This is a genomic window from Bartonella sp. CL162QHHD (assembly GCF_042195435.1).
In the GTDB taxonomy this organism is placed as follows: Bacteria; Pseudomonadota; Alphaproteobacteria; order Rhizobiales; family Rhizobiaceae; genus Bartonella.
On the sequence record NZ_JBHIOG010000046.1, the window covers coordinates 25,185 to 40,214 of the forward strand.

Annotated in this window: 11 protein-coding genes; 1 reads left to right on the forward strand and 10 read right to left on the reverse strand. The window is 36.0% G+C overall.

Annotation, left to right across the window (positions count from 1 at the left end; translation table 11 throughout):
• Window positions 1-362: 362 nt before the first annotated feature.
• From ACFILD_RS04060 to thiC, 6 genes are read right to left on the reverse strand one after another with little or no spacing between them, the layout of a single operon-like run.
• Complete coding sequence (locus ACFILD_RS04060) at window positions 363-1,121, reverse strand: hydroxymethylpyrimidine/phosphomethylpyrimidine kinase (RefSeq protein ID WP_273791118.1); 759 nt, start codon at window positions 1,119-1,121, stop codon at window positions 363-365.
• Window positions 1,112-1,717, reverse strand: coding sequence for a thiamine phosphate synthase (locus ACFILD_RS04065; RefSeq protein WP_273791117.1), 606 nt, complete (start codon window positions 1,715-1,717; stop codon window positions 1,112-1,114). The genes ACFILD_RS04060 and ACFILD_RS04065 overlap by 10 nt, the downstream gene beginning before the upstream one ends.
• The gene (locus ACFILD_RS04070) at window positions 1,714-2,487 is read right to left on the reverse strand and encodes a thiazole synthase (protein WP_273791116.1); all 774 of its coding nucleotides are present in this window, start codon (window positions 2,485-2,487) and stop codon (window positions 1,714-1,716) included. Before ACFILD_RS04070 ends, ACFILD_RS04065 begins: the two co-directional genes overlap by 4 nt.
• Before the next feature lie 4 nt (window positions 2,488-2,491).
• Window positions 2,492-2,689, reverse strand: coding sequence for a sulfur carrier protein ThiS (gene thiS, locus ACFILD_RS04075; protein ID WP_273791115.1), 198 nt, complete (start codon window positions 2,687-2,689; stop codon window positions 2,492-2,494).
• 3 nt (window positions 2,690-2,692) lie between these two features.
• Window positions 2,693-3,643, reverse strand: a complete 951-nt coding sequence (gene thiO / locus ACFILD_RS04080; protein WP_273791114.1) for a glycine oxidase ThiO — start codon at window positions 3,641-3,643, stop codon at window positions 2,693-2,695.
• Window positions 3,640-5,475, reverse strand: coding sequence for a phosphomethylpyrimidine synthase ThiC (gene thiC / locus ACFILD_RS04085; protein ID WP_273791113.1), 1,836 nt, complete (start codon window positions 5,473-5,475; stop codon window positions 3,640-3,642). Before thiC ends, thiO begins: the two co-directional genes overlap by 4 nt.
• A 3,337-nt stretch (window positions 5,476-8,812) precedes the next feature.
• Between thiC and ACFILD_RS04090 the strand changes: the two genes are divergently transcribed.
• The gene (locus ACFILD_RS04090) at window positions 8,813-9,787 is read left to right on the forward strand and encodes a tail fiber protein (RefSeq protein ID WP_375664807.1); all 975 of its coding nucleotides are present in this window, start codon (window positions 8,813-8,815) and stop codon (window positions 9,785-9,787) included.
• Window positions 9,788-10,914: 1,127 nt separating this feature from the next.
• Here ACFILD_RS04090 and ACFILD_RS04095 read toward each other — a convergent pair.
• From ACFILD_RS04095 to ACFILD_RS04110, 4 genes are read right to left on the reverse strand one after another with little or no spacing between them, the layout of a single operon-like run.
• Window positions 10,915-11,748, reverse strand: coding sequence for a heme ABC transporter ATP-binding protein (locus tag ACFILD_RS04095; RefSeq protein ID WP_375637393.1), 834 nt, complete (start codon window positions 11,746-11,748; stop codon window positions 10,915-10,917).
• Window positions 11,745-12,842 (reverse strand): FecCD family ABC transporter permease, encoded by a 1,098-nt coding sequence (locus ACFILD_RS04100; RefSeq protein ID WP_375630798.1) that lies wholly within the window; start codon window positions 12,840-12,842, stop codon window positions 11,745-11,747. The genes ACFILD_RS04095 and ACFILD_RS04100 overlap by 4 nt, the downstream gene beginning before the upstream one ends.
• Before the next feature lie 5 nt (window positions 12,843-12,847).
• Window positions 12,848-13,750: a hemin ABC transporter substrate-binding protein gene (locus ACFILD_RS04105; protein ID WP_375657730.1), complete on the reverse strand. Its 903-nt coding sequence runs from the start codon at window positions 13,748-13,750 to the stop codon at window positions 12,848-12,850.
• An 18-nt stretch (window positions 13,751-13,768) separates the two neighbouring features.
• Window positions 13,769-14,812 (reverse strand): hemin-degrading factor, encoded by a 1,044-nt coding sequence (locus ACFILD_RS04110; protein ID WP_375663394.1) that lies wholly within the window; start codon window positions 14,810-14,812, stop codon window positions 13,769-13,771.
• Between the last annotated feature and the right edge of the window lie 218 nt (window positions 14,813-15,030).

The following is a 15,030-nucleotide window of genomic DNA, read 5'->3' on the forward strand; positions in this document are numbered from 1 at the left end:
TATAAGAACGCTGATAGGATTCTCTCTTTTCACAAAAAAGGCAAATCGTAAAATGCGAGTGTTCGCGATTATATACATCTTTAAATGTACAATTTGTTTAAATTGCGCTATTTCAACTTTTTCAACAGACTAATCTCATTCATAATAAAAGATTTTTTTACTGAATGCAAGTGGTGTTATAATATTTGTTATCATTGTATTATATATTTAATACTTAATTAAAGTTACTTTTGTAGTATTTTATTTATAAAATAAAGTATAAATTTTTTTATTATTATATTTTTTAAATAATTTTTATTAAAAATAAATATATTAATTGAAATATATAAATATTAATTTGATATGAGAAAAATACTAAGACGTTATAAACTATTTTTACAATGGGTTAAAAGCAATGTGTGGATATATTCTTTTGCTTTTTTTACCGCTGAAATGAGAGGTTCATTTAATGCTAAATGCGCTGCAATAGCGCTTGAGAGAATGCAGCCTGTTCCTCGCATTGTTCCTTTTAAACGTGGAGTAGAGATATTTATGACTTCAGTTTTGTCAATGAAGCTATCAATTGCAAGAGGCCCCTCCGCATGTCCCCCTTTTACTAAAATAGAGCGAGCTCCCAATGACAAAAGTTTTTTTGCTTGTTGTATTGCTTGCTTATCATGAGATGCCAATGGACTTTGGCTAAGAAGAGCGAGTTCTTCTCTATTCGGTGTTAAAAGATCAACATGAGGAAGCAGTTTATCGATCATAGTGTCGATGATTGTTTCCGTTATTAGTTTTCCTCCTGATGAAGCGACAAGTACAGGGTCCAAAATAACTGGAACATGGGGATAGTCTTTGAGTACGTTACAGATTGCTGCTATAATTGCTTTTGTCCCCGTCATACCGATTTTTATTGCGCTTATTGGATTTGCTTCTAGGGCAGCACGCATTTGCGCAGCGACGAGGTCTCCACGCATTGGAATGATTTCGACAACGCGATTATCATCTTGTACGTTAACACAAGTAATTGCTAAATTTGCTTTTATTTGAAAATGCGCAGAGGTTTCTATATCACGAACAATACCAGCACCTCCTGTTGGATCAGTGCCCGCAACAATAAGAATGGAAGGTATCAACGCCATGTTTGTGTCACTTTTATCCACTGCTGTACACGCTCTTCAGGTTTTTTATGGAGGATAATATCAGTCACAACAGCAGCACTATTTGCTCCTGCTTTTAAAACACCAACTGCGCGTTCTGGTGTTAAACCACCAATACCCACCAAAGGTAAAGCACCAATCCGCTTTCTCCATTGTTTGATTTTCTCTAATCCTTGCGGCATCCATTTCATTTTTTTTAAGATTGTCGGATAAATAGGACCAAGTGCAATATACTCAGGATTAGCAGAGAGTGCGGTATCCAATTCATGTTCATCATGTGTACTAAGACCAACTTTTATATCACTTTTACGAATTGCGTGAAGATCAGCATTGCTCAGGTCTTCTTGTCCCAGATGAATAAAATTGCACTTTTCATCAATTGCTATTTCCCAATGATCATTAATAATTAATTGTGCTCCCAATTTATTGCATATGTTTTTTGCACGCTTGATATGTTGACGGATTATTTGTTGATTTTCATGTTTCATACGCAATTGTACGAGCTTGATACCAAGAGGAAGCAAACGTTCAATCCAATCAGCGTTATCAACGATGAGGTAAAATGGATCCAGTTTCATGAAAATACTGCTTTTCCAATGATTGGCGTTGAAGGGACTGCTACACTGCGTGCTTCGATCATGCCAGCTTTATATCCCATACGTCCTGCTTGAACAGCTTTAGAAAATGCTTCAGCCATTAAGACAGGATCACCTGCTTTAGCAACTGCGGTATTAAGCAGTACTGCATCATAACCGAGTTCCATCGCAATGGCGGCATGTGATGGGCGTCCAATGCCGGCATCAATAACAAGAGTAGCATCAGGAAGGTAAGCACGGATAGAACGCAATCCATCAGTATTATGAGGTCCTTTGGCAGAACCAATAGGAGCACACCAAGGCATAATAACACGGCAACCAATGTCAAAAAGTTTTTCAGCAACAATGAGATCATCCGTTGTATAGGCAAAAATTTTGAAACCTTCATTGTTTAAAATTTGAGCAGCTTCGATTAAGGAAAAAATATTTGGCTGTAAGGTATCTGAATTACCGATAATTTCGAGTTTAATCCAAGCCGTTTTAAAAAGATCTCTTGCTAATTGGGCTGTGGTTACGGCCTCTTTAACAGTATAACAACCAGCAGTATTAGGAAGCACTGTTACCCCAAGTTCTTGAAGAAATTTCCAAAATTGTCCACCTTGTTTTCCACCTGCAGTTTCACGGCGCAAGGAAACAGTTACAATTTCCGTATTCGATTTATGAATAGCATCACGAAGGATTGCTGGTGAAGGATATTGCGCTGTACCTAATAGAAGACGGGAAGAGAATTGTCGTCCATAAAGATTCAGCATAATTTTAGCCTCCTTGCATTGGGCTTAAAATTTCAATTTTATCTCCTTCATGCAAGACAAATTGGCTTCGTGCATCTATGGGAACAACTTCAGCGTTAACAGCAGTTGCAAGCCAATTTCCTTCATACCCCAATTCTTCAAGCAAGAGACCGAGAGTCATAACTTCTGTTTGGACTGTTTCACCATTAACAAATATTTGCATGTTTTATTCCAATGCCAATTCCATTGCTCGTTTTGCCATTTCTGGAGACAACAGAAAACCATGTCTATAAAATCCATTAATAGAAATAAAGTTACCATCTTTATGCACAGAAGGGAAGTTATTAGGATAACATGGACGAACACCAACGCCAGATTCAATAATTTCTGCTTCAGCAAAAGCAGGATGTAAAGTATAAGCCGCGTTGAGCAGTTCCATCATTGATCTTACAGAGATTGCACCATCAAAGTCACTTTCAATCATCGTTGCACCAATCATAAAAATATTATCTTGTCGAGGTACAATGTAGAGAGGAAACCGTGGATGAAGAAGACGAATTGGACGCGAAATTTTAATATCGGTGCAGCGCACGAGAAGCATTTCACCACGTACGCCCCGTATATTTTTATCTTTTCCTAAACGTGCTATTCCTGTCGCATCAATAACAATATCAAATTTTTTTTCAGCTATTTCTACATCAACAAAACAGGCTCCATTGTTGAGAAGCTTTTCTTTTAAAGCCATAAGTGCTTTGCGAGGATCAATATGGGCTTCATTTTCATAAAAGAGTGCACAGTTAAAACGTTCCGCAAGATCTGGTTCAAGATGAGCTATTTCTGTATTATCTACGGTTTTGTGATTATGCGTACGCACAGAAAATCGTTCAAGCTCTCCTCTATCTCGTGTAGGTGCAACCACTAAAGTGCCTTTTTGTATGACAAGGTTGGGGAGCGTTTTACGCCACCATTGTATAGCTTGTACACCAAGATCTTCAACAATTTGTTCTGCACTTTCCCTTTCACAGTAAGGTGCAAGCATTCCTCCTGCATACCAACTAGCACTTCCTATAGGTGAATGAGGGGGGGCCGATACAGTAACAGAAGCACCTTTTTGCTGTAACATAAAGGCAACTGTTAAGCCGCCTACACCTGCACCTTTGATAAGAATGTTTTTCAACTGTTTACTTTCTTTTTTTGAGGAGGAACAGTTTCCATATAAAGGTCACCATTTTTCTGATATTTTTCGGCCATGGCGATCATACCTTCCCCTTTTGTTTTTCTTATTGCAGCTGCCTCACGAATATCATGGGAAATACGCATAGAACAGAATTTTGGTCCACACATGGAACAAAAATGCACTAATTTATGGGCTTCTTTAGGCATTGTCTCATCATGAAAGGCACAGGCTGTTTCTGGATCAAGAGAAAGGTTAAATTGATCGTGCCATCTAAAATCAAATCGTGCACGCGAAAGAGCATTGTCGCGCAATTGTGCTCTAGGCAAACCTTTAGCAAGGTCAGCGGCATGAGCAGCAATTTTATAAGTGATCACACCAGTTTTTACATCATTCCTATCGGGGAGTCCTAGGTGTTCTTTAGGTGTTACATAACACAACATAGCAGTTCCAAACCATCCAATCATAGCGGCACCAATTGCTGATGTAATATGGTCATAACCAGGAGCAATGTCCGTTGTAAGAGGTCCCAAAGTATAAAAAGGCGCCTCATGACAAAGATCTAATTGTTGCTCCATATTTTCTTTAATTTTGTGCATTGGGACATGCCCAGGACCTTCAATCATAACCTGTACATCTTTTTTCCAAGCAATTTTTGTCAATTCTCCCAAAGTTTTAAGCTCTGCAAATTGGGCTTCATCATTGGCATCGGCAATAGAGCCAGGGCGCAATCCATCCCCCAATGAAAGAGAGATATCATATGTTTTTGCAACATCACAAATTTCATCAAAATGTTCATAGAGAAAGCTTTCTTTGTGATGATGGAGACACCATTTTGCCATAATAGAACCGCCTCGTGAAACAATACCTGTTACACGATCAATGGTCATAGGAATAAATGGTAATCTTAATCCTGCATGAATGGTAAAATAATCAACACCTTGCTCTGCTTGCTCAATAAGGGTATCACGGAAAATATCCCATGTTAAGTTTTCGGCAATACCCTGTACTTTTTCGAGTGCTTGATAAAGAGGGACTGTTCCGATGGGCACAGGAGAATTTCGGATAATCCATTCACGAATATTGTGAATATTTCGTCCTGTAGAGAGATCCATAACTGTATCTGCTCCCCAGCGAATGGCCCAAACCATTTTATCAACTTCTTCTTCCATAGATGACGTTACTGCTGAATTACCAATATTGGCATTAATTTTAACACGGAAATTACGCCCAATAATCATGGGTTCGCACTCTGGATGATTAATGTTTTGTGGAATAATGGCGCGTCCACAAGCAATTTCATTGCGAACAAATTCGGCAGTATAAATTTCTGGTATTGATCCAGAAAATGTTTCATTTGATGGTACATTCTGCCGTTCTTTTACTGCTAATCCTTCATTTTCTCGTATAGCCACATATTCCATTTCTTCGGTAATAATGCCTGCGCGTGCGTAAGCCATTTGTGTAATTGCTTTGCCATTTTTTGCTCGTAAAATAGGACGTTTTTGTTTAAAGGCTGGTGTAAGGTTTTTATCAGAAGTCAATCCATTATCTTCAGGTTTAACTAATCGTGCAGGATAAGTTTCAGTATCATCCCGCTTAGAGAGCCAAGGTAAGCTAATTGCTGGCAAGCCTTTTGTAATATCAATGATCATATCTTTATCTGTATAGGGGCCAGAAGTATCGTAGACGTTTAAAGGTTTTTCACCACTGCCATCAGTCAGTGAAATTTCACGCAATGGTACGCGCACATCAGAAAAGAGAAGGCTCTGTTGATAAATTTTGCGTGAAGCGGGAAAGGGGCTACAACTGATTGATGGAGTATTTTTCTGCACAAACTTTTTCCTTATAGACACAGAGTTCAAAAATAGGTTGCGATGTTAATGGAGGTACGATGTTAATGGAGATGTATTCAAATTATCAATCACGAGCATTCGAATGAATAGGAATAATATTGCTTTGTAGCAAGAAAATCCAATACAGCTCAAGAAAAGTTATTTTGAAAAATTGATACAATATCTATTCTAATATTTGCATGCCTCCTCCCACTTGAAGTATTTTTGTTAATACGAATATGGTTGGCTTAAATATCTATATTGTCAATCATAAAAATATATTTTAAACGATTTTGGTGTGTTTTTAAGAGTGTAAATAGATATTATGAAGTGATAAACTATGATATTGAAGCTTTTATAAACCAGAATAAAGTTAAAAACGGATTATCAAGGAAAAAGTAGATAGTTTATGGCTCTGATTGAGATTTTTTTTATATTAAAATAATAACTCAGAATACCATAAGATTCTCTCATCATACATCTTTTCATATAAAATCACTTCCTTGCACGTCATAAGTGGGGGCGTATGGGGCAAAACACTTGAAGAAAGGAAGCCAAATGTCATTTAATGAACATTCTAAGATGTGAGGACTGTCAAAACGTGGGGGACAGTAAAATGTATAATGGGTTCCAGCTTGTATCTTCAAAAGCTTAACGCTGATGATCTATAATGGCTTACTATTTTATTATTGACGTGCGCTGTCGTAAAATAAAAGGAGTATATTTTGAGCAATATTTCTTTAAAAAGTGCGTAATATGCAATATCATTATATTTTGTTTGGAGCCTTCTATTCTTCATGAGGGGGATGTTCCCATTAAGAATGCGATAAACAAAAGCGTGAAACAATACCTAATCTTTATTATTAAAAATAATATTGTTTTGAATCTTTTGAAAATCGTAAAGATGAATTAAAAAATGATGATGAAAATGAATAAAGTCTTTTCATCTTGAAATTTTATCAACACTTTTAAATAGTTGGAAGAGAGAGGAAAGCAAAAGGATGTATCTCAGCATAAAGTACTACGTAAATTCATTTAAGAGCCATATGATATCGTGCAACAATATTTACAGATAAAAAATAACTAATTATGTTTTATATGCAAGAAAAAAATACTACTTATAATGTAATTCTCTTATAATTATTATAATACAACAAGAGAAAAATTGAATAAATTTTCAGAAAAACAATTTTTAAACAATAAAAGAGGAAATAAACAAAATAGAATATTTTTATAGACAATAAATTCCATATGAAACGCTACAGTATTTTTTTATAAATGGTTATTAATAATTAAAATAAACGCAAACAAATAATTATTATGATGATGATTAATAAAGCCGAAAACCAATTTTTGAATAAGTAGGGAATTATGAGGAAGAGTAACCAAATTTCCACCAATATTACTATTATTAACAGTATTATAAATGGTAGCCATATAAAAGCTGCAGCTATACAGCCAGTGATGATTGGTGCACCCCAAAAATAGACAAATGTGTTGACAAGAGATTCATAAATAAATTCGTTAGTGAATTCTTTATCTGCAGTATCATAGCATTCTATAATCGCTTTGCATTACCCCACTCACATCATAAAACTCGTTATGCACCTTATGAAGGATATAAAAACAGCTTATCTTTTAAATCTTGTTAAAAAGATCATATTTAAGTAGTGCAATTATACTAAATAGTGAGGTAAATGCTGGAAGGAATAGAAAAGGACACCTAAAATATTCTTTTTTTAATTCTACTGTAACGATTTTAAGTATCCCCCCAATGAAAAGATTGTAAACAAAAATCCTAATATACTGCATACGATAAGATCTCCAAAACTCATATTTCCATCTTTCTTTTTGAGTGTTGGTTTTGTTGATTCATCAATACGTATTATATTTTGTAGAATAGATCACATTTTATTCATGTATTGTAAGGTTATATATTAGCGTTATGTATGTAAAAAGTCTGGAATTTTTGTTTTTTTTATTACCTAAAGAAAATGTTTTTGACATTAGAAAATATAGCAATAACTTCAAAAACAGTAAAAATAACCCCATCGAGAGCTGGTAAAGGGTGTAGCTAATAAATGATGTATATTTTAAAGGGAAGATAGAAGTTCAAGGTGCAGAGAACACTGAAAATAAAGTCGGTAATGAGTGGAGAGGATATTTTATTTGGAAAAGACAAGCCATGGATAGTCCAATTGTCTGGCTACTTATGCAAGATTTTGTAAGGTGTTTTCTTTGATAGTTAAGGGTATAGCAAGTGTTAAATCGATGGAGCGTATTTTTTGTTTGGATTGATGAAGCAGATGAGTTAGAAAAACAGTTTAGAGAATGCTTTTTGATATTGCCATGAATTAAGAAGAACACCAATAATTGCAAGATGTTGTTTAGAATGAGTTATTGTTCTTGCAAAAAAGATATACATATAATAATATATAGAGGCAGATGTGCTAAGTGTGGGAGGGGAAAAGTTGGTTATGGGGCGTTTAAAAAACAAGGATATTGTTCATAAAAATTGGGGGAGGGCGCTAGGTTATGCTTTTTAATTTTTTCCGGATCGGATACAACCTTCAAATTTTGTGAAGGTGTGTAGTGTTTCTTTAGTATTTCAAAGTATTTCTTTTCAGTTCAATGAAAGCGTGAGGAAATAGCCATATTGAATATATTCTCTATGATGTATTTAGATTGAACAAAAGCTTGTTCAAAAAAACATTGGTGATAATCCTGTAACACAATTTCAGGAATAAATTGAATAAAATAGAACAAAGTATCTGCATGTGAATAAAAACATAATGAAGCATGCAAAAAATTTTAAGCTAATTTTAAAATTTTAATACAAATGATAGCTAAAAGATAGAATTTCTTTGTTTAAAATATATGGTATAAAATATCGACGAGATAGATTTAAACTATTGAAAAAATAAAAAAAGATAATGTTTAAATCAGAAACTTTCTATGTGGGTGATAAGTTATTACATTCAGTAATTGTTATATGAAATCCATAATAAGGAAAATTTTGAACAGTATTTATAAATTTTGCAACAAGATGCAAGATTTGAGAAATAATTATATAACAACAGCAAAGCAACAAAACAAGATACTGAGTAACCTCAAATGAGGTGGTTACATTACACATTAGAAGAGAAAGCATTAATACTAATGTTATGAAAAGCGTCTGGTGAATTTAGGTTATAAAATTGGAAGGAGTGAAGAGAGATAAAATGCGTAAATACGGATGGTGCAGTGGTTATGATGTACCAATCAACAGCGGCCGCACATTTTAGTGCACAGAACGAGAAATTGTTAGAAAAACTATGAAAATAATGGGGGATTTAAAATGTCTAATATTTACGATTGGTCTCTAAAGGCTGATGAAAATGCTTATTCAGATAGTATCATTAATTGGGCAGAAGGTCAGCCGCCTAGTTCTGTTAATGATAGTGCACGGGCGATGATGCAGCGCGTACGTGAATATCTTGCAGATAATGGAGGATCTATTAATTCAAGCTTTACAGTAAATGTGGATGATAAAACAACATTAATTACTTTAAAGACAGTTTCGCCTATAAAGAAATACAACAATGATATCGTCATACGTTTTAAAGCTTGTGGTGTAAATATTGGCGCGACAACCATAACTGTTAATAATATAGGAGAAAAGCTTATCTATAAAGCCACTGACGTGGGGGTTATACCATTAGAAGGTGGAGAATTTCAAACAGATGGCATTTATGAAATGGTATACAATAATGGTGTTTTAATAAAAGAGCATGAGGGTTGGTATTTATTAAATCCTACACCACCAAAGATAGAAAGTTTTCCCGCTGGATTCATTGCAACATTTGCTATGCAAAATGTGCCAAATGGTTGGCTTTTATGTGATGGTAAGGCCTATAAGCGTGAAGATTATCCGCTGTTATTCAATGCAATAGGTGATAAATGGGGAAAAGACAGCAATAAAACTTTTAAAGTTCCTGATTTTAGAGGCATGTTTTTACGCGGCTTTGATAATGGTCGGGGTTTAGATGGTGGTAGAAAGTTTGCAGATGAACAACAAGATAGCATAAAATCGCATACGCATATTGGGAGTATTGAAAACGCAGGCGAGCATGCACACAATTTTGAGTATCAAGGGGTAGGCTGGCCCGTTGGTGATATTGGGAGACTCCCGAATCATTATACTTATAATGCGACCCTGAAAGGGAGAACAGCTTCTGCTGGTGCACATACACACAAGGTAACTCTTTCCCATACGGGTGAGGCAGAAACGCGCCCTGTTAATACAACCGTTGTCTATGCTATAAAATCATGAGTATGGTCGGGTCCATAAATAATCTATAGACCTTGATAATTTTGTTAACGCGGAGCAATTCCGCGTTATTTTCTATGCATATGAAGAGGAAATCTATATTGTTAATAGGATACTTGAGAGAGTCAAAAAACAATTTAAAAATGATTGAAAGAAAGAGTTGAGGATATAATTTATTTTATAATTGTATGATAATATAGGGAAAATATGTAAAAATCATTTAAACTGTACCGTGAAGTGATCTAGAGATACATTTTTTCATAAGGTGTTTTGATAGGGGGTAAGGTGATAAAATTATTCAACCTGAGGCATAAATAAAGTACAATATTTTAACGTTTTTTTGTGCAAAAACAGCATACCCCCGTATGAGTTAATTCATCTTATAAAGATATCTCTCACCTTGTTGTCGATTTCATTTCTTTGCATTGCCATGGTGGAGGCTTTATCTGTAAATGATAGTACTCCTTGAGTGGAATCATCATTATGCTTGTGAAGCAGAAGACAAACGCTATTTCTATACTCTCTCCTCATCCCTATATTCCGCATTGTTTTTGCATTAGGGGGGCTTACAAGAAGCGTTATTGAGTTTATTTTAAAGTTTTTATTCAATAGGTTAATTCTTTGTGATATGCCAATAAACAATTTTTTAATAGAAAGAGAAAAGTAAAAAGTATTAGTATAAATTAATATTTATTTATAAAAAAAGTTAAAGTATATGTGTTATAAAGAAGATGTTACTATTAAAGCTACAAACAAATCTTTTGTGGAGGGGAGAAAAGTACTTGATTTCTATATGGTCCTTAGAAGATATAAATAATACACCCGTTATTATAACAAAGGCATTTGTACGCATTTCTTGAATCATTTTTATAAAGATAAAAGTGATAGAAAGAGTAGGAAAACGCATATTTATGTTGTATAAATTCGTATTATCTAACAGTTTGATAGCAAAACAAAACTTCACATGTTTTTAGTTACGTAAAATCTTGAAAGATTTTAAACTGGTAGTTTTTTCAAAAAATATCTTTAGGGTGCTTGGTCTTCTTTTTTAATGATAGATGACAAAAAGGAGTTCATATAAAAATAAAAAAGATTCTTGAATATTTGCGTGTTTTATTTTGCTATGGACTTTAGTTTTTAGATTGAAGCCGACAGCTTAGAGATCTAATTTCATAGGAGGATGCCGTTTGAGGGAGTATAAAAGGGATATCTTCTTTAGGTAATTCAGAAACGTTTAAAGAACAATGATAAACATTGCGGAGATTTTGTGTTGTCAAAACATTAGTTGCATTTCCTTCGCAATAAATCTCACCTTCCTTGAGCAAGATCATGTTATCTGCATAATGTGCCGCGAGATTGAGGTCATGAAGAACAGCAAGAACGCCGCCACCAGAATAGGAAAATTGTTTAGCAATATCCATAACGATGATTTGATGTTGAATATCGAGGCTAGCAATAGGTTCATCTAATATCATCCAGCGAGGAATCCCATTATGAACAGGTTTCCAGACTTGGCAAAGTACACGGGCAAGTTGTACTCTAGCTTGTTCTCCGCCTGATAATTGGTGATAATACAGGTTGCCATAATCAGAAAGGTCAACGCACTCTAAAGCTTTCTGGATAAGATTTTGCAATTCGGCTGTGGCAAAGGTAAATTGGTTTACAGAAAGACCAAGTCCTACAACTTCATGGACTAAGAATGGAAATACGAGCGTTGTTGATTGTGGTAGTACAGCGCGCATTTTTGCCATTACATGAGTTTTTGTTTGGCATACATTATAACCATTTAAGGTTATTTTTCCACTGTAAGGAATTTCACCACTCAGAGCTTTGATAAAAGTACTTTTTCCTGATCCATTAGGACCAATAATAATGGTAAAAGCGCCACTTTTAGCTTGAAGATTAATGTGTTTAAGAATCTTCTTCTTCCCGCGCTGAACACAAATATTTGTCGCTTCAATCATGAAAAGTCTGTTCCTCGTTTGCATATAAGGATCCATAGAAAGAAAGGTGCACCAAAAAGTGCTGTTACAATCCCAATCGGCAATTCTGCGGGGGCAACAATTAAGCGTGCAAACATATCAGCAAAAATAAGTAATGCTGCTCCCAGGAGAGCAGAGCAAGGAATGAGATAGCGATGATCAGGACCTATGAGCTGACGTAAAATATGAGGAACAATAATACCAATAAAACCAATACCACCACTGACAGCAACAGCACTACCACACATAAGAGCAACAAGGGGAATAGCAATATTTTTGACGCGTTGAATATGGAAACCAATATGGCCAGCAACAGCTTCTCCAAGAGCAAGGGCATTAAGTGCTCGTGATAAAAAGGGAGAGAAAAGAAGACCAATAACGATAAAAGGAAGAACGAGCCATACTTTTAACCATGTAGCGCCCGCAAGAGAGCCAAGACTCCAAAAAGTGATATCACGCAGTTGTTGGTCATTTGCGACAAAAATCAATGTTCCGACAACTGCACTGCTTAATGCACCAAGAGCAATACCAGCAAGCAGCATGGTTGCAATAGAGGTAAAGCTATTATGCGTTGCTATTATGTAGAGAATAATCGTTGATAAAAGTCCACCAAAAAAAGCACCTATGATAACTTTATAAGGCTCTAGAAAAGGTGCAAATGAAACAGGAAAAGCAATGCCGACAACAATTGCTAAGACTGCTCCAAGTCCAGCACCTGCTGATACACCTACAATTCCGGGATCTGCAAGAGGATTACGAAAAAGCCCTTGCATAAGAACACCGGAGACAGCTAAAGCTGCTCCAATCAATAATCCCAAGATAACACGGGGAAGCCTTATGTCTATGAGCACGAGGTAATCACGCGTTTTACTACTTACCGAAAAATCTTGTGTAAGCATCACATGGAGGAGATCAACGAAAGAAACTTTTGCAGCACCATTCAAGAGCCCACCAAAAATACTGAAGATAAGGAAGATTATTAAGCTTAATAATAAAATCTTCCCCTGCTTTGAACGGCTTATTTTTTTACCTTCTTTTGCTTCAGGTAAATGCATCATGGATGTACCGTCTACCATTTTTATCAGCTCTTACCGTTTTGATTTGCACCATAAAGTATCTCAATAAGCTCTCTTGATGCGTCTGCAGTGCGTGGACCAAATCCCAAAAAATACATGGCATCCATCTGTTTTATGGCATGATTTTTTGCTGCAGTTGTTGCTTGAACTGCCGGTATGGCTAAAATCTTATCAATGCTGGTTGATCTTGCACCATGTTTTACAAGTAAGATAACATCGGGATCTGATTTCAATAACGCTTCGCCGTTGAGAAGTTTATATCCTTTATAATCGGTGATAGCATTGATAGCGCCTGAAAGTTTTATCATACTATCAGCTGCAGTACCTGTTCCAGATGCCATGACGCGTCCATTTTGCACAGAGAAAACAAAAAGAACACGCTTTGGTCTTGTTACTTTCGCCAAAAGCGCATCGTTGTCTAAAAAATTACGCTTCAATTTCTCAATTAACGCCGCGGCTTGCACTTCCCGATGAATGGCTTGACCAACGAGGCGAATCTTTTCTATCACATTTTCACGGGAGTAGTCTTCTGGTATGATCACCAGAGGTATCGATGTTTTTTTGAGAATATCAATTGTTGAAGCGGGACCGCTTCCTTCAACAAGCAATATACCCTCTGGAGCAAGTGATAAAACACCCTCAGGTGAAAGAGCACGCATATATCCAAGCACAGGAAGCTTGAGCGCTTCTTGTGGGTAGACACTTGTACTATCACGGGCGACAAGTTGATCTTGGGCTCCTAATGCATAGACAATTTCTGTAAGTGCTCCGCCGATAGAAACAATTCGAGCATTTTCAGGAAAACGCGTTGCAGGTTCAGCAATTACTTGTTTAGAAAAACAAGTAAGAGAGAGCAGTAAACACATAAGAAAAAGGTTTGATAACCTATGTAAAAGAGATACGAACATGTCCAACCTTACCTTATCTTAGTTACTGCTGTTTTCTTGGCATGATGGCAAACTATTCAATAAAGAGCGCCAATCGTCACGTTCTTTTTGTCCCTCCTTGCGTACGCCAAAGAATTGAATAACCATCTCATCAGCTTTATCGAAAACTTCAAGTGAGCTGACATACCCATCAATCGTAGGCTTGCGAACACGCCATACCTTATAAAATCCAGAAACGAGTAAATGGAGGTGAAATTTCTGATCGAGAACATTAAGCCAAGGTCCCATTTGCTTAATGTTCTTTACTTGCCCAGTGAAAATTTGAATACATCCTTTATTACCAACAAAACACATAATTGGTAACTCTTGTTGTGCAACTTGTCTGAGCATCATTTCAACAGCTTCTATTTTTAACTCATCGGCAAACTCATTTCCGACATGTTTTACAGCATCATGTCGATTAATTTTCAGTTCAGAAATAATCTCATGAAGTTGATGCACATCAGTCATCTGGCGCCAACGATCTCGGAACTTTTCAACATCCAGCTTTGTCGTATCACATTGTACTGGAGTAAGAACGGGAGAAATATCAAGTACAGGTGATTGATCGTCATGAAGCAACTTTTCAACAAGTGCAGCCCATTCATCCATATTTGTTGCGTCTTTAGAATAGAGTTTGAAAATGGCAATGCCATATTGATCAAAGAATTGCAAACTTTTCATAGGTGTTCCGAGAATAATCACATCATGCTCGAAACCAAACTTCCATTTTTTTGAAAAAATACGCAAGTCAATTTCACCGAGTGTTATCGGGATATGCTGGCTTTGAACAATTTTCTCAAAACATCCTGTTATTTCATGGACAGCATTATCATTCCGTGTCAATGCCATAACTGTGCCAAGTTTAGGAGCATTTTCCAAGAGAGTAGCGACATCAGCGCGTAGTTTTTTTGCTTTTCCAATTGTACAATAAGCCGCAATGAGTTCTGCTTCGGATATACCAATAGAGTCCGCGAAATCGCGGTTACGCATCTCTTTTTTTTCTTCACGCAAGCGAATAATCATTTCGGCTGTGTATGACATGGGCTTATCCTTATGTTACCTGTTTGAGGGTTAATTGTTTAATTTTTCAACTCAAAGACAGTAAGTCGAACCACTATCAACTAATGGTTCAACCTACTACCAAATAAGCCCTTTTTTTATTAACAGTAGAACAATAAAAACCGATAAATTGCAAAAAGCTAAAGCGTAAACCTCAAAATCTGTTGTTTAGAGAACAAGAAGAACAGAAACACAATGAC